At 51.5% G+C, this 21,725-nt stretch carries 17 protein-coding genes; 16 read left to right on the forward strand and 1 reads right to left on the reverse strand.

Annotation, left to right across the window (positions count from 1 at the left end; translation table 11 throughout):
- Window positions 1-2 precede the first annotated feature (2 nt).
- Window positions 3-1,535, forward strand: a complete 1,533-nt coding sequence (locus DUE52_RS26155; protein WP_114409038.1) for a P-loop NTPase family protein — start codon at window positions 3-5, stop codon at window positions 1,533-1,535.
- 191 nt (window positions 1,536-1,726) lie between these two features.
- Window positions 1,727-2,773 (forward strand): porin family protein, encoded by a 1,047-nt coding sequence (locus tag DUE52_RS26160; protein ID WP_114409039.1) that lies wholly within the window; start codon window positions 1,727-1,729, stop codon window positions 2,771-2,773.
- Between the two features lie 9 nt (window positions 2,774-2,782).
- Here the strand turns inward: DUE52_RS26160 and DUE52_RS26165 are convergent, their stop codons facing one another.
- Window positions 2,783-3,103, reverse strand: coding sequence for a heavy metal-binding domain-containing protein (locus DUE52_RS26165; protein WP_114409040.1), 321 nt, complete (start codon window positions 3,101-3,103; stop codon window positions 2,783-2,785).
- Window positions 3,104-3,469: 366 nt separating this feature from the next.
- On the opposite strand from DUE52_RS26165, the gene DUE52_RS26175 reads away from it, so the two are divergent.
- The 14 genes from DUE52_RS26175 (at window position 3,470) to DUE52_RS26245 (ending at window position 21,710) form a co-directional block, all read left to right on the forward strand.
- On the forward strand, window positions 3,470-4,024 hold the full coding sequence (locus tag DUE52_RS26175) for a lipocalin family protein (protein WP_229312312.1): 555 nt from the start codon (window positions 3,470-3,472) through the stop codon (window positions 4,022-4,024).
- A 328-nt stretch (window positions 4,025-4,352) separates the two neighbouring features.
- Entirely contained in the window at window positions 4,353-5,219 is an 867-nt protein-coding gene (locus tag DUE52_RS26180; protein ID WP_133299950.1) for a hypothetical protein, read from the forward strand.
- A 279-nt stretch (window positions 5,220-5,498) separates the two neighbouring features.
- On the forward strand, window positions 5,499-6,416 hold the full coding sequence (locus DUE52_RS26185; RefSeq protein ID WP_114409043.1) for a hypothetical protein: 918 nt from the start codon (window positions 5,499-5,501) through the stop codon (window positions 6,414-6,416).
- A gap of 97 nt (window positions 6,417-6,513) precedes the next feature.
- Window positions 6,514-9,930 carry an RICIN domain-containing protein gene (locus DUE52_RS26190; protein ID WP_114409044.1) on the forward strand — a complete coding sequence of 1,139 codons (3,417 nt, stop codon included), beginning with the start codon at window positions 6,514-6,516 and terminating at the stop codon, window positions 9,928-9,930.
- Window positions 9,931-10,143: 213 nt separating this feature from the next.
- Window positions 10,144-10,524 carry a glycine cleavage system protein GcvH gene (gcvH, locus tag DUE52_RS26200; RefSeq protein ID WP_114409046.1) on the forward strand — a complete coding sequence of 127 codons (381 nt, stop codon included), beginning with the start codon at window positions 10,144-10,146 and terminating at the stop codon, window positions 10,522-10,524.
- Between the two features lie 51 nt (window positions 10,525-10,575).
- The gene (locus DUE52_RS26205) at window positions 10,576-11,871 is read left to right on the forward strand and encodes a dihydroorotase (protein WP_114409047.1); all 1,296 of its coding nucleotides are present in this window, start codon (window positions 10,576-10,578) and stop codon (window positions 11,869-11,871) included.
- A 6-nt stretch (window positions 11,872-11,877) separates the two neighbouring features.
- The gene (locus DUE52_RS26210; protein WP_114409048.1) at window positions 11,878-12,474 is read left to right on the forward strand and encodes a DUF4199 domain-containing protein; all 597 of its coding nucleotides are present in this window, start codon (window positions 11,878-11,880) and stop codon (window positions 12,472-12,474) included.
- A gap of 16 nt (window positions 12,475-12,490) precedes the next feature.
- Window positions 12,491-13,018 (forward strand): DUF4199 domain-containing protein, encoded by a 528-nt coding sequence (locus DUE52_RS26215; RefSeq protein ID WP_114409049.1) that lies wholly within the window; start codon window positions 12,491-12,493, stop codon window positions 13,016-13,018.
- A gap of 105 nt (window positions 13,019-13,123) precedes the next feature.
- Entirely contained in the window at window positions 13,124-13,852 is a 729-nt protein-coding gene (gldF, locus tag DUE52_RS26220) for a gliding motility-associated ABC transporter permease subunit GldF (RefSeq protein WP_114409050.1), read from the forward strand.
- A 1-nt stretch (window position 13,853) separates the two neighbouring features.
- Window positions 13,854-14,201 carry a VanZ family protein gene (locus tag DUE52_RS26225; RefSeq protein ID WP_114409051.1) on the forward strand — a complete coding sequence of 116 codons (348 nt, stop codon included), beginning with the start codon at window positions 13,854-13,856 and terminating at the stop codon, window positions 14,199-14,201.
- 109 nt (window positions 14,202-14,310) lie between these two features.
- Window positions 14,311-15,438: a mandelate racemase/muconate lactonizing enzyme family protein gene (locus DUE52_RS26230; RefSeq protein ID WP_114409052.1), complete on the forward strand. Its 1,128-nt coding sequence runs from the start codon at window positions 14,311-14,313 to the stop codon at window positions 15,436-15,438.
- A 170-nt stretch (window positions 15,439-15,608) separates the two neighbouring features.
- Window positions 15,609-18,959, forward strand: coding sequence for a SusC/RagA family TonB-linked outer membrane protein (locus tag DUE52_RS26235; RefSeq protein ID WP_114409053.1), 3,351 nt, complete (start codon window positions 15,609-15,611; stop codon window positions 18,957-18,959).
- Between the two features lie 23 nt (window positions 18,960-18,982).
- Window positions 18,983-20,431: a RagB/SusD family nutrient uptake outer membrane protein gene (locus DUE52_RS26240; protein WP_114409054.1), complete on the forward strand. Its 1,449-nt coding sequence runs from the start codon at window positions 18,983-18,985 to the stop codon at window positions 20,429-20,431.
- Between the two features lie 46 nt (window positions 20,432-20,477).
- The gene (locus DUE52_RS26245; RefSeq protein ID WP_114409055.1) at window positions 20,478-21,710 is read left to right on the forward strand and encodes a sialidase family protein; all 1,233 of its coding nucleotides are present in this window, start codon (window positions 20,478-20,480) and stop codon (window positions 21,708-21,710) included.
- Window positions 21,711-21,725 lie beyond the last annotated feature (15 nt).

The raw sequence follows: 21,725 nt of genomic DNA on the forward strand, positions 1-21,725 counted from the left end.
TCATGAGCTATTCATCCCTGAAGAGTAAAGAGTTAGTAAAAATAAAAACCCTCGGCGAACTGAAAGCTGCCGGTTACCAATCCAAGTCCATCAAACAAGAACTTCGTGACAACTTAATTGAGAAGATTAAGGCGAAAGAGACCGTTTTTCCGGGAATCTGGGGGTATGAAGATACCGTCATTCCGGATGTCGAACGGGCGATTCTATCGATGCACCACATCAATTTGCTGGGGTTGCGCGGGCAGGCCAAAACCCGGATTGCCCGGCTGATGATCAATCTGCTGGACGAATACATCCCGGTTGTGGAAGGGTCGGAACTGAACGACGATCCGCTGGTGCCACTCTCCCGGTTTGCCCACGATCTGGTAGCGGAAAAAGGCGATGCAACGCCGATTGGCTGGTTGCACCGGAACGATCGCTACACCGAAAAACTGGCGACGCCCGATGTTTCCGTGGCCGACCTCATCGGCGATGTTGACCCGATCAAAGCAGCAACGTTGAAGTTACCGTATTCGGACGAACGGACGATTCACTTCGGACTGATTCCGCGCTCGCACCGCTGTATTTTTGTGATCAATGAATTGCCGGATTTACAGGCTCGGATTCAGGTGTCGCTCTTCAATATTTTGCAGGAAGGTGATATTCAGATTCGCGGTTTTAAACTGCGCTTACCGCTTGATATTCAGTTTGTGTTTACGGCGAACCCGGAAGATTATACGAACCGGGGCAGTATCGTGACGCCCTTGAAAGACCGGATCGACAGCCAGATTGTGACCCACTATCCGAAGTCGCTGGAGATCGGGAAGAAGATTACACAGCAGGAAGCCGTTGTCAAAACCGAGCAGAAAGGCATGGTGAAAACCAACGATCTGATTGCGGATCTGATTGAGCAAGTGGCCCTGGAAGCCCGTGATAGTGAATACGTTGACGCAAAAAGTGGCGTCTCGGCCCGCTTGACCATTGCGGCTTTTGAAAACCTGCTGTCGGCCGCCGAACGCCGGGCGTTGCTGAATAGCGAGAAGGAGACCTACGTTCGGATTACGGATCTGTACGGTGTCATTCCGGCAATTTGCGGGAAAGTGGAGCTGGTGTACGAAGGCGAAGTGGAAGGCCCGGTGATCGTGGCCCAGAACCTGATCGGGAAAGCCATTCGGACGCAATTCCTGAATTATTTTCCGAATCCCGAAAAAGCCAAAAAACAGAAGGGCGGCAATCCCTACAAAAAAATAACCGACTGGTTTGGCGACGGTAATGTGATGGATTTCCTGAACGACCTGCCGACCCGCGATTACGAAAACCGCCTGAAAGCCATCGACGGTTTGGACGATGTGGTCGATTCGTTGCATTCGCGTTTGGGGAAACAGGAGAAGCTGTTCATGATGGAATTTGCCCTGCACGGTTTGGCGGAATACTCGCTCGTGGGCAAGAAAGCGATGGATACTGGCCAGCAGTTTAAAGACCTGTTAGGCAGCATGTTCAGCCCCGGCACGGCCTTCGGTGAAGACGATGATGATGACGACGAGGACCGGTTTTAATAGAATGATGAGTTATGAATGATGAACGATGAAAGGCAACCTGGCTAACGGGTTGCCTTTTTTTGTGTCGTGAAATGCTACAGGGAAACTACGCGATGAAAATCACGTAGTTCTTCTCTTTCGGGGCGTTGTTCAAGGATCTAATTTTGCAGCAACAGTAACAACAGATACACACACAGATTGAACACCCGATGAAAGCATCACTATTTACCGTGTGCCTGGTGGCGGTCGGCCTGCTGGCGGAAGCCCAGACCACCAAACCCAAACCAACGACGGCCGCCAAGCCGGTTGCCGCCGTACAAAAGAAACCGGTGGCAGCGGCCCCGAAGAAAACCACTACCGCCAAGCCGAAAACCACGGCCACGGCAGCGAAGAAACCCGCCCCAAAACCGGCGGTTGCGACAGCCCCAAAAGCCACGACCACGGCGGTAGAATCCGCAACAGCGACGGTCGAAGCCGAACCGATGCTGGCGCAGCAAACCGTTGTGGAGACCAAACCGCAAGCGGAGACGCCTTCGAAAGAAGCGACGAAACGCTCGAAAAAAGCGAAAGCCGAAAAACCGGCGAAGGCGCCAAAAGCTGAGAAAGTGGCCAAACCGGAGAAACCGGCCCGCGTCAAAACCGAATCGGCGTATTCGGGCCGGGGCTTGTCGATCGGTATTCGGGGGGGCGTCAATGCGCTGTTGAACGAATATGCGCCGGGCGGTGATCTGGACGGAGTCGGTGGCGCTTCAGAAACCGCTCCGGGTTTTACGGGTGGTCTGGTCATCAACTACGGGATTGGCAACGTCTTCTCGATTCAACCGGAGATCCTGTATACGCGCCGGTCAGCAAAATTTGCCGGGGAGGTGGAAGGCCAGAAATTCTCGCTTCAGGCTTCAGCCAACGCCATTGAAGTTCCGCTGTTGCTGAAACTTTCTTTCGGTCGCAAAACCCGGTTTTTCGTGAATGCGGGGCCGTATGTGGCCTACGGCCTGGATGCGCGGTATAAGTTTGTCGTGGATGGCGAGACGCTGGCCGACGAAAAACGAACGCTAACCAGCGACGATGCGCGGCTCGAATACGGTGTAACCGGTGGCCTGGGCGTATCGATTCCGGCCGGACCGGGCCGGTTGCTAATCGAAGGACGGTACAACTACAGCCTGGGAACCGACGCCGACCCCCAACCGGTGGAATACGTCAGCCAACAGGTGGCAACGTTCTCGCTGGGCTATGTTTTCCCGCTGGGAAGACGCTAGGCCGACCGATTACTCGATCACTACCGCCGTGCCGTTGGCACTCACCATGAGCAAACCGCCGTTGTTGCCGATGGTTTGGTAATCCAGATCGACGCCGATAACCGCGTTGGCACCCAGCCGCTGGGCCTGTTCGATCATTTCTTTCATGGCAATGCTTTTGGCTTCGCGCAGGGCCTGTTCGTAAGCGGCTGAACGTCCGCCCGCTACGTCGCGCACGGTGGCAAAGAAATCTTTAATCAGGTTGGAGCCAATGATGGCTTCACCGTTGGCCAGGCCCAGGTATTTGGTGATCCGTTTGCCTTCGATATTCGAAGTAGTTGTTATCAGCATAGACTTGATCTCGGTGTAACCGTCGGGCGGTTCCTGGTTTTAATGATGACTTGTTCCTCAAAATTAAATACCGGGAACATGCTAAATGACAGAGTTACACAGAAGATTATTTTTAATGGATGGGGTATTTGTTTTGCCTTACAGGCGGTAGTCGGTATGATTCAAATTCGGGTACAGAACGGGTATCGACCTTCAAAAACGATCTCCGAAAAGCCCCAAAAACCGGTGAACGCACTTCAGCAGACGGAAGTACCTGTTTAAACCTCAATATAGGCAATTCAGGCGTAATGAACTGGGTGGCCGCACCAATTTTGCCCAATTTTGAATCACAAATCAAACTTTTCTAACAATCAAATCAAACAACAGATGAAAAAGACAACCTTACTTTTGAACCGCGTGAATTTCCGTTATGGATGGACTATGGTCATGTTGCTGGCCCTACCGCTCTGGTTTGCAAGCTGTAGCAAAGATAAAGACGGCAATGGCGAACCGGATGTGAAACCCAATGCCATTGAAGGAAGCTGGAAGATTACAGGTATAAAAGCCAATGTCCAGATTGATTTGGGGAACGGTACGAAAACGAATGATTTTTTTGTCCTAATGAAAGCAATTCCCGGAACGGATGCCAATGCCTTAATTGCCTGTTTGACCGATTCCAAAACCACTTTCAACGGAAATGGTAGCATTTCAGGGACGCCGTCGCCAGCCTGTGCATCAGCGGATGTCGATGATTATAATCCAGTGGCAGACAAGTCGACCTGGAAGGTTGATGGCAATAAATTGACCATTACTACTGGTGGAACCTCTGAAATTTACGACTTGACTATCGATGGAAGTGTCATGAAATGGTCAACTCCGATTGAAGATTTAAATGATGATGGAAAAGAAGATATGGTGACGTTTGAATTCAAAAAAGCGTAATCTTCCTCGAACTCTTATACCACCGCCCGTCGACATTCGATGGGCGGTTTTTTTGTGTTGTGAAAATTTAGTTCTGAAAGTGTTACATCATCACCCCCGGCTAATCCACAGCCACAGGAACAGCCAAAATTCGTTACCGCTTAGGTAATTGTAAAAACATGTTGTTGCCTTTTTAAATGATCCGTAAACTGAATTTGTCGGTCACAAAAAAATAGTATGGGAATGGTTTACCCGGCATGAAATAGATGCTTTATTGCACAAGCATTTAAACGGTAAGCATTAATTCACATCAGGTTTCACTGCGCAACGGTGAGGTAATTTATAGTGTATGAAAAACACAGTAATAAGTTATGGGCTGATACTCACACTATGTGTAGTAAATTTTTGTTGCAAACAGCGAAACGAAGAAACCGCCCCCATTCCCTCATGCCGGATTGTTAGAGTCGTATTAAAGTCTTCCTCAACTCGTGATCGACCTATTCGTGATGAGGAAACAATACGGGTAGGCGGCAAAGACGTAAAAGTGAGTTTCTACAAAGAAAGCTTTTACACCTATGATCCACAGGGGCGACTAATCCGGGAAAAAGACCGGGTGGTAACCGGGGACTCTACGGTCGTCGGGTATGTCTATTCGCCGGGATTAGTGCTTAAGCAGACTACTTCATACTCCCGCCAATTGGGTACACAAGTATTCAATGATAGTATAGTCTTAAATACACAAGGGTTGGCTGAATCCAAATTTTATCAGCAAAAAGTCAAATATGATTCAGAAGGATATTTGACCCAACAAACAGTGCAGACAAGCTATGGCCAATATATAGGGCAAGTGGTAAACGGCAACTTAATAAAAGAATATAAGGAACTGGATTGGTTGTATATTTATAATTATTCTTATGATTTGACTCGTGCTGGTCAGCCTCCAATTCACATCTTCTTGGGAAAAGGAAGTCGTAATCTGCTTATGCATGAAGCAATTGAGCGAACAGACTTCAACCGACCACTGGTTTATTCAACCGACTACTCATATAAATTCGACGAAGAGGGCCGTGTAAAGAGGAAAATTGCTCACAGTGAAAAACGGACGGGCTGGCCCTATGATGCTAAAGTACATACTGTCGTGTTTGACTATGAGTATGATTGTTCTTCTTCCAGCCTTCATTTTAAACTCCCGCCCAAAAACGCTGAGCAATTCTAAGCACCTTGCCAGCCAAACTACCTCCAGACGTTCCTAAATTTAAATGGTTCTCCATCTCACTACAGGCCACTCTTTGTAGTAACCGATTTTGAATATGAGTGTAGTTGAAATTTACAACCCTCATTTTTAGCGATTTAGAATCATGTTACCGATTTTTGGTTCTAATAACCGCTTGATTTACAGGGTTTTTATATTGGAAGCTTACGTAAAAAAGCGCATAAAATCTTTGATTGTTTGTCTTGTAAATTATAGGTTTGTCCCGTCCCTTTTAGATCACCCATGAAGACTTCTTTCTTATCCATCCTGTTTTTGCTCAGTCTGCTGGCGATGGCGCTGAGTTGTAAAAAAGACCGGGATCTGCATCCGGCCGAGGAGTGGTTTACCGATCCGATGAATTTACCGCAACCGCCAAAAGGCTGTAAGATTGTCAAAACCACGTATAAGACCCTGATGCTGCCTAATGATCAGCGCCCAGGTGTGGAAACCATTACGCTGGAGGATGGCCAAAAAGTAAAGGTTGGCACTGTTTTTACGACTACCTACTCGTATGATGATCCAACTGGTCGGCTTGTGGAGGAATACCAACGTCGCTTACAGGGCCAGTATACCCTACAGCGCTATTCCTACACCCCTACTCACTTAAAACGCTACAAAGAGTATACGAGCGAAGGGGATAAAGGAGAACTAAGAGGTCCCTTTATCGAAGAGAATGAGTTTGCTTTAAATGCTAAGGGCAAGGTGAGCATAGGCATTGACTATACGGTTCCCTTAAAATATGATGAGGACGGGCATTTGGTTTTAGAAGGAGTCGAAGATAACACGTCGAATCAAGGCGTTTATAATTATGTGGAAGGAAACCTGGTACTCTTTCAACATGAGTCACTAAGGTATACCAATATACCGGCGGTTATGACTTTTACTTATACCTACCAATTAGACCGTCCCAACCTACCATCCATTTACAATTTTCAGGGAAAGGAAAGCAGAAACTTACCTTTATTAGAACGATGGGCAATCAAAAATAGCCGTGATTTTGAAGATGGCTCCCTCTATCAGATTAAGTACCAATACTTTTACAATAAACAAGGGTTTGTGAAGCGCCGGATTAAACACGGTAAAGCACTCAATCCCCAATGGCTGATCGAACAGGATCCTTTTGGTATCGCCGTGACGGATTATGAATATGAATGCCCCTAATTTTCCACTACTATCTAATGTGTGGCTTAACCTTGCTTAGTTAAAGGCCAGTCTGGTACTCATTCACTTTTCCACATTACCCTAATTTTTACTAATTATGCGAACAACTGTATGGTTTGTTATTTTAATTTTATTGCATGTGCATACAATTTTATGCGCTCAGACTCTTAACGTAAGTTTACCGCTGGATGGAGCTGTTTACCAACAGGTTGGAGGGAATGGAAATGTCAAAGTGTTGGGAACCTTTAATTCTAAAACATTTTTAGGGGGTGGGTACGTCGTACAGGCTTTCTTTCAGAAATTAGACCTGACCACCGGAAACCCAACGTCAGAACAGCCCCGTATCTATCAGGCCGCTCAGGGAAATACCAATTTTAGCATTTCCGCCAACGATTTGCCGAAAGGTTGGTATGAATTGACCGTAAGGGCCGTTCGAAAACCGACCTTTGGAAGCCCCAAAACGTATGAACAGAAACGAAAAGTAGGTATTGGGGAAGTTTTTCTAATTGCCGGACAATCCAATGCCCAGGGGGTACCGGGGCGAGTAGCACCTAATACCGTTTTTATGGATGCGGTTCGGGTATCACCCAATGTCATTCCGGAAGCACAATTGGGTATGACTGATCCCACTCAGTTGCCAGATAAATACAATAAAGTTCAGAACCTGGTACCCACGACGAGTCAGCCTTCTGGTATCGGTCCCTTGGGCAATTCGATGTGGTATTGGGCATCCGTTGGGGCTAAAATAGCCCAGGCATGTCAGGCACCGGTTGCATTTTTTAATGCTTCTTATGGAGGAACCACAGTAACTCAGTGGGTAACGTCCACTAATTTTGAGGCAAGATCGGCGAGTTTTGATTTCGCTGGGCAAGATAATCGTTACCAGCCAGGATCGCCCTATCAGTTTTTCGCTAATGTACTTCGCAACTATGCATCGGCGTATGGTGTGCGGGCAGTGCTCTGGATGCAGGGTGAAACTGATAACCTAGCCCAACGAGAAGGTAGCTCAGGGCAATCTCAGTGGAGCGATAAAACCTTGGTCAATCGCGCTTTTAGCCCTATTAATGCAATTTTAGGGAATGGAGCATCGCCGAATAGTCAGGAAAAACGTTACGTGCGCAACTCAGCAGAATACGCTCAAAAACTGCAATATGTTGTCCAGCAATCTCGGAATGATTTAAAACGCAGTGTTCCCTGGGTCATTGCTCGGGCATCCTATATCCAGAACACTACATCCCAACTGATCATCGATGGGCAGAACATGGTATTAAATTCGTCGGGATTGGGTTCCCTGGTTGCTGGCCCGGCCACCGATGGGATTACCAGCCGGGAAGATGGAACCCACTTCGGCTTGGGTGGTTTGGATCAAGCTGCGGATGCCTGGACAAATAGTATCATCAGCCTGTGTTCAAACCCAAATTGGGGCCAGGTGACTGTTCAAGACTTGGGAACAGAGGCCCAAAGTGTCAATATTAGTGCTGATGGGTCAACCGTATCGGCACCGGGCGGTTTATCCTATTCTTGGGTACGGGATGATGGAACTACGACCGATATGGATGCTGCTTTGTGTTTCGATCAGACAATTGGCAGCAATTGCACCGGGCGGTATCGGGCTGTTGTCAAAAACGCAGATGGAAATTTGGTCTTTTCCCAAGCCATTGATTTTCCCTATACGATCGTTGACGACACCAACGATGGCTCCACTGGCTCAGCCCCCCTCGCCACCGGCTGCTACACCCTCAAAGCCAAACACTCCAACAAATTCCTGCAGGTAGCCGATGGAAATGCCGGTACCCGCATCCGTCAGCAGGACGGCAACGGTTCTACCAACCAGATTTTCAAACTCGAAGTGGTCGATGGCTCCCTCTATCGCATCATCTCCCAATTCAGCAACAAAGTCATGGATGCGAATGGGGCCGGTACGGGCAGTGGTACCACGGTCAACCAGCATGACTGGGCCAACAGCGCGCAACAGAAATGGCGCCTGGAAGCCTACGGTGACGGCACCTACAAATTCGCGCCCTCGTATTCCAGTGCCCTGGTCGCCGATGTGGAGGGTCCCGGTCAGGACAATGGCGCGGGGCTGCATCTGTGGAGCCCATACGGCGGTGATAGCCAGCGGTTTTACGTGCAGACTTCCGGCTGCTCCGGCGGCACGACCCCTCCGCCCACCAATCCGCCTACCGGTTCATTAAGTGGCTGTTATGTGATCCGTTCCGTCCAGACCAATCAGCTCATGGAGGCCATTGCGGGCAACACCGTTGAGCAACGGGGCGCCAACGGAGCGAACAATCAGATTTGGAAAGCCGAAACTACATCGGCTAATCAGTACCGCTTCGTAACGCAAAATGGCAGTGGCCTGGCCATGAGTGTCAACGCCCTAAACAATGGCGAACTCCTGCGCCTGAGTGCGTCTTCCGGGGATACCCGGCAACTGTGGACGATTCAGGACAATGGCAGTGGAGCCTACCGCATCAACGGGAGCAATGGCGTGACCTGGGATATGAAAAATTACGGCAACGAGCCCCAATTGCAACTCTGGGGATCGACCAGTGAAGGCTTTCAGAATCAACGTTTGTTCCGTTTCGAGTCGACGGGCTGTCCGGGTGGCACCCCGAATCCAACCACTCCAACGGGGGGTAGTTTGGCTTTTCAGATTGTGAGTTATAATTGTACAACCGGGGTACTTCAATACCAGTTTACCAGTAGCAATAGCACTCCCGTCACGGTTTTTTTGCCCGGTATCTTTGCCGGAACCATGAATCCGAATATCGTCACCAGTTATACCTTTCCCAATGATGGACGAATAGGACAGACTGCTACGGGTTCGGCTACCCAATCCGGGAACCAAATCGCTATTAACTTTACCACGGGGTGTTCGATCCCAACAAACCCAACAACACCGACCAATCCCAATCCATCGGGCAGTTATGAAGGGCACTTAGATGGGGCAAATTGTGGCAATATATGGGGTTGGGTCTATACGCCCAATAGCCCCAATACGCCCGTCACTGTGGAACTACTTGCCAATGGTAATGTCGTCAGTTCGTTCGTCGCATCCGAGTTTCGTCAGGATCTACAGAATGCAGGGAAAGGGAATGGAGCACACAGCTTTAATTATTCTCCCCCATCTTCGATTAAAAACGGTCAGAATCAGTCAATCAGTGTACGAGTGTTGGGCAATGGTTTTGTTTTGACAGGTAGTCCCCAAACTATCAATTGCTCCGGTGGGCGGTTGTCGACTGGCGAAAATCTGGTTCAGGGAAAAATAACCCTATTTCCTAACCCGACAGATGGAAACTTTACGGTGCGATTCTTTGCTGCCAAAGACCAGTTAACTCAACTTAGCGTCCTCGATTTAACAGGCCGTAAACTGAGTGAGCGCACAATTACGGGAGAAGGAGTCGAACACGAAGAAGCGGTTTCGTTGTTTGGAGCTTCTAATGGCATTTATTTAATTCAAATTCAGCAGGATGTGAAAACAATTACCGAAAAGCTGATTTTGCGTAAATAATGCCGTGGGGCTTCGTTTAGGCAGCCTCCAGAAAGACAAAAACTAAAATAGCCTGATGGTCAGTTGTCAGGCTATTTTGGTACACAATCACCAGCGAAGCCCACCGGACACTTCCCGACCCCTCACGGGCAGCAATGGTCGGGAAACCCCGACGTGAAGGTTTGCAAAACCGTTTTACCTGTGTAAATTGCAGCGTTAAACGAAACGTCACGTATGAATTTTCCCGGAGAATTAAAGTATACGCAAGATCACGAGTGGATTCGCATCGAAGGAGATACGGCCATTGTCGGTATCACGGATTTTGCCCAGAGTGAATTAGGTGATATTGTCTTTGTAGACATCACGAGTGTCGGACAGAGTTTGGCAAAGGGTGACATATTTGGTTCGATTGAAGCTGTCAAGACGGTTTCGGACCTTTTTCTGCCCGTTGCCGGTGAAGTACTTGAAATTAATCCGGAAGTTGAAAAATCACCCGAACTGGTCAACGACGATCCGTATGGCCGGGGTTGGATCGTGAAACTGAAATTGACCGACGGTGCCGAATCCGATGATTTGATGTCGGCCGAAGCCTATAAAGAGTTGGTGGGGGCCTAAGTCCCCAATTGAATCAGGAAGCTCCAGCCGGGGCTTTTTTTTTGCATTTCCATGAAACTACTCATTCGTGCCGTCCGAATCATAGACCCACAGTCGCCCTTTGATGGACTGGTTCGTGACGTACTCCTTGAAAATGGTCTCATCCGCCAGATCGGCGAAGCGCTCCCGGTCGATGAGGACGACTCCTCGATTCAACGCATCGAACCGGCCGGTTTGTGCCTGTCTCCGGGTTGGGTCGACCTCCGGGTTTCGGCCAAAGATCCGGGCTATGAACACAAAGAAGACCTGACCACGGTTTGCCGGGCCGCCATGCTGGGCGGTTTTACGGACATTGCCGTGTTGCCCAATACCAAACCGGTTCTCGATTCAAAAGACACGCTCGGGTATGTCCGGCAGGCCACCCAGGGCCAAGCCGTCAGTGTGCATCCGATTGCCGCCATTACGAAACGGGCAGAAGGTCAGGACTTTACGGACATGATCGACCTGCACCACGCCGGAGCGGTGGCGTTTTCGGATGGCGAACAACCGCTGACGCATCCCGATCTGCTGCTGAAAACGCTGCAATATTTGCGGCCGTTCAACGGCTTGCTGATGAACCGCCCCGAAGAGCAGAACCTGACGCATTTCGGACAGATGAACGAGGGGCTTTCCAGTACCTTGCTGGGGTTGAAGGGTATGCCCGCCATGGCCGAAGAAATGATGATCGAGCGGGATTTGCGGCTTCTGGAATACCTGTATCCGCAATCTGCCGGGCGACCCGCCGAAACCGTCCTGCATTTCTCCACGATTTCAACGGCGCGTTCGGTTGAGTTGATTCGGCAGGCCAAGCAGCAGGGTTTGCCGGTGAGTTGCGATGTGGCCGCCCACCAACTGGCATTCACCGATTCAGATTTGATGGGGTTCGACACCAATTTGAAAGTAAATCCGCCGTTTCGACTGCCCGCCGACCGCGAAGCCCTGAAGCAGGGGCTGGCCGACGGCACCATCGACGCCGTCGTGTCGGACCATAATCCGCAGGACGACGAAAGCAAGAACATCGAATTTGACCACGCCGATTTTGGCATCATCGGGTTAGAAACCGCTTTTGCCGTCGTCCGCACGCATTTTCCGGATTGGCCGTTGGCATCGTTGATCGAAGCGTTGACCCACCGTCCGCGCCAGATTCTGCGATTGCCGGCGCACACCATCGACGAGAACCAGCCGGCCACGCTGACGGTTTTTGATCCGGACGTCGAGTGGACGTATGAGCGGACAGCTTCCCGGTCAAAAAACTCGCCGTTTTTTGGCAAGACTTTACGGGGAAAGGCGTTATGGATTATTAACAAAGGTTTTGTTGAATCTTTATAACACGCAGTGAAACAACTTATTTCGTTTTTTAACCACCCGCTGTTAAAGCTGCCGGTAATTTTCGGGCTGTTGGCGGGGGTATTGTGTTTCGGGTATTTCCTGGCGCTCTACGCGTTGGGCATCATGCCGCTGGGGAATCATAAAGTGCTGGATTTTGGTTTTCAGATCATCATGATGGTAGCGGCAGTCTGGTACTACCGCAAGCACATCGGGAAGGGATTTTTGCACCTTTGGGAAGCCCTGAGCATCTGTTACGTGGTCAATACGGTGGGCGCGATGCTGACGGCCTGGCTGATTTACCTCTTCCTGAAATACATTGATCCAACGATATTTACCCAGTATCTCGACGAAATGCGGCAGTTGATCGTTTCGACCAAAGGGCGACTGGTAGAAACACTGGGGCAGGCGGAATACGTGAAAATGCTGAAAAATGTCGATTTGATTACGCTGGAAACCCTGGTTGGTGACGAAATCAGTAAAAAAACCGTGCTGGCTATTTTACCCGTCCTGATTATTTCTTTACTTTTCAGAAGGCAGGACTATAGCCTCTACAATCCAACCCCCGACTTGCCGAATCCTTCCGAATCCCCTAAATCAAACTGATAAAACACGCACTGAAATGGAAGAAAAACCCTCTACCGCTCGTCTGGCCCTGAAATGGGGATTAATCTCCGGGGTTATTTTCATGGTCTACACCACTGCCATCAACGTCACCGGCCAATTTTCAAACACGGCCTTGCCCTGGCTCAGTCTGGTGATTTCCATTGTAATCACGGTTATGGCGATGCGCGAATACCGCACATTGAATGGCGGTTTTATGAGCTTTGGCGAAGGCGTTGGGTTGGGTACGCTGGTATCGGTCATTTCCGGCTTGATCTCCGTCACCTACAACCTGATTTACACCTCGTTCATCGATCCAACCATTCGTCAGCAAATCCTGGACAATGCCCGGGAGCAGATGGAAAACCGGGGGATGCCCGACGAGCAGATCGAACAGGCGATGGAGTTTACCGAAAAACTCCAGGGACCCGGTTTACAGTTTATGATTGGTATCCTGGTTGCCGCCATTTTTGGCGCACTCATTTCACTGGTCGCAGCCGCCTTCATCCGCCGGAACCGTCCGCCTTTTTCAGATTTTCAAAATTGATGGAGAGAAAAGACGTTAGACAAGAGAAATGAGATAAAAATATACCCATACCTGTAAAGCGTACGTCTTTGCTCTCTTGTCTAACCTCTCTCGTCTTATTAAACCATGCTCCCTGTTTTTCGGAAAGAAATCAACGGTTTTTTTAGCTCGCCGGTCGCATATGTCATCATGGTCGTCTTTCTGACGGCGGTGGGGCTGATGTTGTGGGTTTTCCCGGATACCAGCCTGCTGGACTACGGCTATGCCGACCTGGGGGTTTTCTTCAACCTGACGCCCTACGTCATGCTGTTTCTGATTCCGGCCATCACCATGCGGTCCATCGCCGAAGAAGTTCGGGCCGGCACCATTGAGTGGCTGCTGACCAAACCGCTGACCCGCTGGCAGTTGGTTCTGGCAAAATTTGGGGCCAACTGGCTGGTTGTGGTACTGTTATTGCTTCCCACTTTACTGTACTATTATTCGGTTTACCAACTGGGCAATCCGGTGGGCAATCTGGATTCCGCTTCGGTTTTCGGTTCCTACGTCGGGCTGCTGTTGCTGGGGGGCGTCTTTGTAGCGGTGGGCCTGTTTGCTTCCTCCATTAATGAAAATCAGGTAGTTGCGTTTGTGGTTGGCGTGTTTCTGTGTTTTTTGCTGTACGTCGGTATCAGTTCGGTGGCCGACCTGTCATTCTGGGGAACGCTCTCGTATCCACTCACCTGGCTGGCGCTCGATGAACAGTACCAGGCGCTGGGACGCGGTCTGATCGACTCCCGAAATGTGATCTATTTGCTCAGTGTGATTACGGTTTTTTTAGTTCTGACCGAGTGGCGAATGACCGCCCTCACCCGCTGATATGCGACTTGAAGTGTTGGTAAAATGGGCCGCCATCGGCTGGACCATCATCGTTTTTATTGGCTGTGCGTGGCCGAGTGATTATCCCTCACCAGAGATGACGGTAGATGATAAGTTTCTGCACATCAGTATCTTTGGCTTGTGGGGTTTCCTCTGGGGAACCGTCTATCGGTTTCCGCTGCGCCTTTTTGTCATCGGGGTTGTATACGGTTTTTTGATCGAGATTTACCAGTTGGTCATGCCCATCAACCGCAATTTCGAATGGCTTGATCTGGCGGCTGACGCCGTTGGTGTTGCGGGTGGGCTGCTGGTCAGTACCATCCTGATGCGAAGGATTATGAAGGGTTGATCGATTACTTAATTTTCATTTTTCGATAAATTTGTTGTGAAATCGTAGGAAATAAAACGGCTTTCTTTTTTATTTGCTCATATATGTACCACATAAGTACATTAAATAGATGAAGATCACGGACATTAGCACCCACCGGATTCGCCTGAGTGCCGAAGCCTGGTTCCATCCCCGGCCCATTCCACCCGGCCATGTTCCCTACTGGGAGTTTCCGCTGACGACGCTTCACACGGACGACGGCATTGAAGGCTACACGATGGATTACGGACCGCTGGGGCAGGGGCGGGCGTCAGCCTACGCCGTGCACGACGTCTATTACCACGAACTGGTTGGGAAAGATCCGTTGAATCACGAAGCCATCTGGCAGTCGATGCGGTCGAAACAGCGGCATTTGTATAACCTCCGGGAAGCCATCTGGGGCAATCTGGATGTGGCGTTGTGGGACATCAAAGGCAAAGCCGCCGGAATGTCGATTGCCAAACTGCTGGGTCAATACCGGGATAAAGTGCCCACATATGCCACCTGCCCACCGCAAACCATTCTGACGGTGGACGAAGTGGAACAGGAGGTTCGCCAAAAAATCGGACAGGGTTTTCGCGGGATTAAACTGCAACTGTCGGGTGGTTCGGCGCTGGACATTCCCCGTCTGCGGAAGGCGCGGGAGGTGGCGGGTGACGGTTTTCCCCTCATGCTCGATTCGTCGGCGGTGTTGACGTTTGAAGACGCACTCAGGATTGGGTATGAGCTGGACGCACTCCGGTATGAATGGTTTGAAGAACCGTTTCCGGATGCGCACCTCGTGTTGCTGAAAAAACTGTCGCAAGCCATCCGAACCCCGGTTCTGGCCGCCGAAACCGTGGGCCTGTTCGAATTGCCGCACTATATGACCGAAGGTGCCATTGACCTCATTCGGGCGGATGTTCACCACAAAAGTGGCGTCACCGGGCTGATGAAAGCCATGGGCATGTGTGAAATGATGGGCTACGGGCTGGAAATTCACACCGCCGGTGCCCCGCTGCTGGATGTGGCGAACCTGCATGTGGGCTGTGCTACGAAGCTCTCGCGTTTTCTGGAAAGTCACCATCCCATGTTCCGGTTTGGCCTGAAAACCGATCCGCTGGAAATTCGCGAAGACGGTTGCCAGCACTGTCCCACCGGACCGGGTCTGGGCGTCGACCTGGATTGGGATTGGCTGGATAACCATACCGTTGATGTGATCCGGGGATGCGAGTATTGAATCAGTCCTGAGTAGTCCTTAACCCGTATTATTTTTTCTGATAGAAATACAAAAAACTGGGGCTGCTCTTGGAATTTTCTTTCTTTCTTTTCAATATTGTGTAATTATGTACTACTTATTTACATAACAACAAAAGTCCTTTCCTAACACAACCTTACCTTATTTCGATTATGATCAATCCTCTATTTCGAGCCATCAGCTTGATTGGAATGCTGGCATTGCTGTTCAGCGGACCGGTCGCGTTGGCACAGGCCCGGCTTCAGGTGCAGGGTCGCATTGTCGGCGGAGATGGCGACGGCCTGCCGGGTGTCAGCGTCGTCATCAAAGGAACATCGACCGGCACGGTTACGGACACCGAGGGCAATTATACGGTTAGCGTTCCCAATCCGAAAAGCACGCTGGTCGTGTCGTTCATCGGCTACGTCAGTCAGGAACTCGCCGTCAATGGCCGCACACGGCTGGATGTGAAACTGGTGGAAGATGTGAAAGCGCTGAATGAAGTGGTCATTGTGGGCTACGCCGAACAGTCGCGGGCCAAAACCACGGCATCCGTATCGAAAATCGATGTGCAGGAACTCCGCAACATCCCGTCGGCGAGCCCGGTTCAGGCCTTACAAGGAAAACTGGCCGGGGTTTCGGTACCGGTTTTGTCCGGACAACCGGGAGCCGCGGGCAACATCGTTATTCGGGGTGGCACGACCCTGAATCCCTACGGAACCGGCTCGACCGGCAGTGGCACCAATCCGGTTTCCAACATCCAGGCCAGCAATCCCCTGGTCATCGTCGACGGCGTTTTTCGGAGCTTCAACGATGTCAATCCCGACGACATCGAGTCGCTCCAGGTGCTGAAGGACGCGGCTTCGACCGCTGCCTACGGCGCGCGCGGGGCCAACGGCGTAATCATCATTAAAACCAGAACCGGCAAGTTCAACGGCGGAAAAAGCAACGTAACCTTCCGGTATCAGCACGGGGTGGAAACCCAGGCCCGCAACTACAATTACCTGAATGCCAGAGAATACCTGAATCTGGCCCGCCGGACCTGGGCGCGTGGCCTCGACGTTTTCGACATCAACCAGAAGCTGTATTCCGCCGGTAATTCGGCCACTACGCCCACCTACACCCAAAAAGGGCAATATGGCAACGCGGTTTTTACGACTGCTTACCAGGACAATCTGGTGGCGGTTGAAGGCCAGCCCTACGTCGATAACCTGCTGGCCAACGGTTGGGAAACGATGGACGATCCGGTCAATCCGGGCCGAACGATTATTTTCAAGGACAGTCAGTATCAGGACGTGGTTTGGAACACGGCCGCAACCAACAACTACAACATTGGAATCGATGGCGGCACCGAACGCGCCAGTTACAACGTATCGCTGGGCTATATCGACCAGGGCGGGGTTTTTCTGGGTACGAATTACAAACGCTTCAGCTCCCTGGCCAACGCCAATTTCAAAGTGAGCGACCGGTTTCGGCTGGAAACCAACGTTTCCTACCTCTGGAACGACAATAAATTTCTGTCCAACAACCAGGTGCAGTTGACGCGCAGTGTGCGGGTGCCACCGCTGAACCGCCTGTATTACGACAACGGTTTACCGGCGCTGGGCGAGAGTGTTTCGGTTCGAAACCGGCTCCACGAGTTGTATTACCAGGATTTAAGCTCCAACAACGACCAGACGACGTTCCGGCTGGCGGGTGATCTGGAAATCGCCAAAGGGCTGCATTTCCGCCCGTCGGCTTCGCTCTATATCGTTCAAAACCGCTATCTATTTTTTGAGCGGGCTTTTCCCGGACAACAACGCCAGCGCGACAAGGCAGAAGAACTCACGCAGGACAAGCAGTTTATGACCGACCAGATTTTGCAGTATGACAACACGTTTGGCGGAAAGCACAACCTGACCGCCCTGGCCGGTTTCAACTTTACCCGCCGGGTTGAGTACAATTTGCGGGGAACGGGGCAGCGGTCTACGGATGATTACCAGACGACTTTTAATGGCAATCCGCCGACCACAGTGATCAACGGCGTTCAGCAACCGAACTTTGGGTTAACATCGGGGTACTTCGAAACCAAAACCGCCAGCCTTTTCGGTCAGGTCAACTACGATTACGATGGCCGGTATCTGCTGGGGGCTTCGTTGCGGTACGACGGTTTTTCGAGTTTCGCGCCCAACAACCAGTACGCGCTGTTTCCATCCGTTTCGGCGGGCTGGAATGTTCACCGGGAAAACTTCTGGCAGGTCAAGGCGATCAATCAGTTGAAAGTTCGGGCGAGCTACGGGCAAACCGGTTTGTCCGGATTGAATTACACCGATACCTACGGCGGCTATGGTTCGGCTCCGTACGGCGGCAACGGCGGTATTTTGCGGACCACACTCGCCAACCCGAACCTGCTCTGGGAAACCACCGAAACCATCGACGGCGGCATCGACATGAACCTGTTTAACCGGGTGACGCTGATTGTCGATGTGTATAACAAACTGACCAAAAACCGCCTGGATAACCTGCCGCTGCCAACCGAAACCGGGTTTAACAGCATTCGCTACAACGTCGGCAAACTCCGCAACCGGGGCGTCGAGGTCGAGTTGGGAGCTACCGTCCTGAAAAAAGGCAACTTTGCCTGGAATACCAATTTCTCGTTTGCGTTCAACCGAACCACCATCGTTGAATTGCCCGACAATGGCCGCGATAAAAACCGCATCAATGGCGGCTTGATTTATGATCCGGCCACGGGCAAGGACATTGAAGTCGGCGGTTACGCCGAGGGCGAGCGTCCGGGTGGTCTGTGGGCTTTTCAGTCGAACGGTATTTTTGCCACCGACGAAGAAGCCAAAAGCGCACCCAAAGATTTGCTCGTTACCAGCGTCGCACTCGGCAAACCCAAACACGGTGGCGACGTCAACTGGGCTGATCTGAATGGCGATGGTCAAATCGACGGTAAAGACCTGGTATTCATCGGGTACCGGGTTCCGGACAAGATTGGCGGGATGCAGAATGCCTTCACCTGGAAAGGCTTATCAGCCCGGTTTACAATGGATTATGCCCTCGGACACGTCGTCAGCGACGGTGCGCTGGCCCGGGCGATGGGGCAGGCAAGGGCCTCCAATGAAGGGGCGCCCCGCGAAGCCCTCAGCGACGAAACCTGGCAGAATCCGGGTGAAACCGGGAAATACTACCCCCGTTTCAGCTTCGGCGATGCCGACTTTGGCTACCGGAACCACCTGCGGCAGGTGACGCAGGTCGGCTACAACCAGGTGGGGCTGGACGACGGTTACGGCAGCGACAACTCCATTTATTTCGCCAAAGGCGACTGGCTGGCTCTGCGAGAGCTTTCGTTCTCGTACCAACTGCCAACCGCAATGGCCCGCCGGATTTTTGCGGGCTCGGTTCAGCTCAACGCCGGGGTCTACAACATTGGGTATTTGACGAAATACAAGGGACTGAATCCGGAAGTTTACAAGGGGTACGATGAGGGCGGTTATCCGCGTCCGCGTCAGTTTACGTTCGGAGCCACCATCCGGTTTTAATCAGGCATTCAATCGCTGCACTCATGAAAAAGACATTCATCCAATTCCTTTTGTTGACGGCGACGGGCTGGCTCGGCTCTTCCTGTCAGGATATTCTGGAGGTAAAACCGCGTTCGCAGATCACCAATCAGGTTTTCTGGCAGAGCGAAGGTGACTTCACGACCTACATGACCGGCATTTACCAGCGGTTTCGGGGCCACATGAACGAGCAGGCTTTCGGCGAAGACCGCAGCGAACTGTACGTTCAGGGCTCGCTGCCCCGGTTTTCGGCCTACTGGTCGCAGGTTATCAACGCGGGCAACTCGCGCGACTGGACGGCATTTTACGGCACCATCGGCCACGTCAACCTGCTGTTGCGGCAGATCGACGGTTTTACGTTCACCAACGAGGTGGTCAAAAAACGGACGCAGGCCGAGGCCCTGTGCGTTCGGGCGTACCTATATTATTACATGGCCAAAATCTGGGGCGATGTGCCGCTGGTGCTGGAACCGGTGGTCGATGAGAATGTGCCGCTGGTGGCCCGAACCCCCGTTGCCGACGTATTCAAGCAGGTCTTTGCGGATCTGGATCAGGCCCTTGCGCTCTTTCCCGAAGCCGGATATCCGGACAAAAACCGGTTTTCAAAACCGGCCGCCTATGCCTTCAAAGCCGACGCGAAGCTGTGGACGGCCAAAGTCCTGGGGGGCGGCAATGCGGATTTGAACGAGGCTCTGGCGGCCATTGCGGAGGTTGAAAAATCAGGTGTGAGTCTGTTGCCGGTTTTTCGGAATGTCTTTTTGTCTACCAATAAAAAGAACACCGAAGTGATTTTTTCGCTGTATTTCAACCGCAACGAAACGGGTAGCGATATGTACGCCCGGTCGGCTCTCCCGCTGATCAACTACTCCGGCACGGCTGCCAATGCGGCCGATTTACCGCTGGTGAAAGAGCCGGGCAATGCGCAGGCGGGTTATGCCGCCAGTCCGGAAGCCCTGGCGTTGCTGGATATCTATCCGGGCGATGTTCGCCGGGATGTGAGCTACATCTGGGAATTGCAGGGCACCAAAAAACTCATTGCCTGGCCCAATAAGTTCCGGGGGACGTTGTATGCAGAAGACCGGCTGGCCGACGATGATGTGATTCTGTACCGCTTCGCCGACCTGTTGCTGTTGAAAGCCGAAGCACTGGCGGCTTTGGGCCAGTCGGCCCCGGCCCTGGTTGAACTGAACAAAGTCCGGAAACGAGCCGGTGTGGCCGACTTCACGGCGACCGATAAGAAGACGCTGGAAAAGGAAATTCTGGACGAGCGCGGCCGGGAGTTTTTCCACGAAAATAAGCGCTGGTGGGATCTGGTCCGCTTCCACAAAGGTGGCACCATCAATGTCTACGAACTGGTGCCGAACCTGCGGGGAAAAACCACACCTTTGTACTGGCCGGTAGCGACGCGCGTGCTTTCGCTGAATAATTTGATTAAGCAGACCGAAGGGTACTGATCAATGTCCGGAATCCATAGACTCCCTAAACCTTTACTCTTAAAACATGAGGCACTTTATTTATTTCCTGTTTCTGAGTGTGTTGCTGGCGAATTGCAGGACCGCGAACCGCCCCGCTCAGGTGAGTGAGCAGCCGGTTTTTGAAACCACGGCTACGGTTTTTGATCCCGGCACTTCCTACGCAACGACCCGCATTCCGGCTTTGGTGATGACCACCAAAGGCTCGCTGCTGGCGTTTTGTGAAGCCCGCGTTAATAATTCCGGCGACTGGGCTGACATCGACATGATCATGCGCCGGAGCACGGACGGTGGGAAAACCTGGGAAGAAAATGTGGTCATTGCCGCCCGTGAAACCAAACGGCCGACATCCAATTGCACGCCCATTGTCGACCGCGATGGCAAAACCATTCATGTGCTCTATCATCGGAACTACAGCAATTGTTATTACGTCCGCTCGACCGATGACGGCAAAACCTGGTCGGCACCGAAAGAAATCACCTACGCTTTTGATCAGTTTCGGCCCGAATACAACTGGAAAGTGCTGGCCCCCGGCCCCGGCCATGCCATTCAGCTTCAGAACGGGCAGCATAAGGGGCGGCTGGTGGTGCCGGTCTGGCTCTGCGAACCGAATCCCAAAATTCCGGGCGGTGACCACCGGCCTTCGTGCGTGGCCACCATTTACAGTGACGATTTTGGCCAGACCTGGAAACGCGGAGCCATCGTGGCGAACACCACCCCGGAAATCAAAAATCCGAGCGAACACGTTGCCATCGAAACCGCCGATGGGCGGGTGATGCTCAACATTCGCACCGAATCCGCACCGCATCAACGGATGATTGCCTACAGCCCGGACGGTGCTACGAACTGGACAAAGCCGGTTTTTGACGAGGAACTGTTCGACCCGGTTTGTATGGCGAGCCTGATTCGGGTGAGCAGCCCCGGCAAGGGCAGTAAAAACCGTATTCTGTTTGTGAATCCAGACAGCCAAAATGATCCGGAATACCTCAACAAACGCAACGATTTTCGCAAACGGCAGAACCTGACGGCGAAGTTGAGTTACGACGATGGACAGTCGTGGCCGGTGCAGAAAGTGATCGATGCGGGCAAGGCGGGGTATTCTGATCTGGCCGTTGGTCCGGATGGCATGATGTACTGCCTTTACGAAACCAACGAAGGGTCAACCGAAACCTGGCGGTATCGCATTGTGCTCAAACGCTTCAACCTGGCCTGGCTCACGGATCAGAAAGATCAGGTCAACATGGTGTCTTCTACCCGCTAAATCTTATGAATTATT

It is taken from the genome of Larkinella punicea (assembly GCF_003334855.1).
In the GTDB taxonomy this organism is placed as follows: Bacteria; Bacteroidota; Bacteroidia; order Cytophagales; family Spirosomataceae; genus Larkinella; species Larkinella punicea.

What these genes read in the sequence shown, in the direction of transcription:
- DUE52_RS26155 (WP_114409038.1), top strand. Translation starts at nt 3, where the DNA reads ATGAGCTATTCATCCCTGAAGAGTAAAGAGTTAGTAAAAATAAAAACC.
- DUE52_RS26160 (WP_114409039.1), top strand. Translation starts at nt 1,727, where the DNA reads ATGAAAGCATCACTATTTACCGTGTGCCTGGTGGCGGTCGGCCTGCTG.
- DUE52_RS26165 (WP_114409040.1), bottom strand. Translation starts at nt 3,103, where the DNA reads ATGCTGATAACAACTACTTCGAATATCGAAGGCAAACGGATCACCAAA.
- DUE52_RS26175 (WP_229312312.1), top strand. Translation starts at nt 3,470, where the DNA reads ATGAAAAAGACAACCTTACTTTTGAACCGCGTGAATTTCCGTTATGGA.
- DUE52_RS26180 (WP_133299950.1), top strand. Translation starts at nt 4,353, where the DNA reads ATGAAAAACACAGTAATAAGTTATGGGCTGATACTCACACTATGTGTA.
- DUE52_RS26185 (WP_114409043.1), top strand. Translation starts at nt 5,499, where the DNA reads ATGAAGACTTCTTTCTTATCCATCCTGTTTTTGCTCAGTCTGCTGGCG.
- DUE52_RS26190 (WP_114409044.1), top strand. Translation starts at nt 6,514, where the DNA reads ATGCGAACAACTGTATGGTTTGTTATTTTAATTTTATTGCATGTGCAT.
- gcvH (WP_114409046.1), top strand. Translation starts at nt 10,144, where the DNA reads ATGAATTTTCCCGGAGAATTAAAGTATACGCAAGATCACGAGTGGATT.
- DUE52_RS26205 (WP_114409047.1), top strand. Translation starts at nt 10,576, where the DNA reads ATGAAACTACTCATTCGTGCCGTCCGAATCATAGACCCACAGTCGCCC.
- DUE52_RS26215 (WP_114409049.1), top strand. Translation starts at nt 12,491, where the DNA reads ATGGAAGAAAAACCCTCTACCGCTCGTCTGGCCCTGAAATGGGGATTA.
- gldF (WP_114409050.1), top strand. Translation starts at nt 13,124, where the DNA reads ATGCTCCCTGTTTTTCGGAAAGAAATCAACGGTTTTTTTAGCTCGCCG.
- DUE52_RS26225 (WP_114409051.1), top strand. Translation starts at nt 13,854, where the DNA reads ATGCGACTTGAAGTGTTGGTAAAATGGGCCGCCATCGGCTGGACCATC.
- DUE52_RS26230 (WP_114409052.1), top strand. Translation starts at nt 14,311, where the DNA reads ATGAAGATCACGGACATTAGCACCCACCGGATTCGCCTGAGTGCCGAA.
- DUE52_RS26235 (WP_114409053.1), top strand. Translation starts at nt 15,609, where the DNA reads ATGATCAATCCTCTATTTCGAGCCATCAGCTTGATTGGAATGCTGGCA.
- DUE52_RS26240 (WP_114409054.1), top strand. Translation starts at nt 18,983, where the DNA reads ATGAAAAAGACATTCATCCAATTCCTTTTGTTGACGGCGACGGGCTGG.
- DUE52_RS26245 (WP_114409055.1), top strand. Translation starts at nt 20,478, where the DNA reads ATGAGGCACTTTATTTATTTCCTGTTTCTGAGTGTGTTGCTGGCGAAT.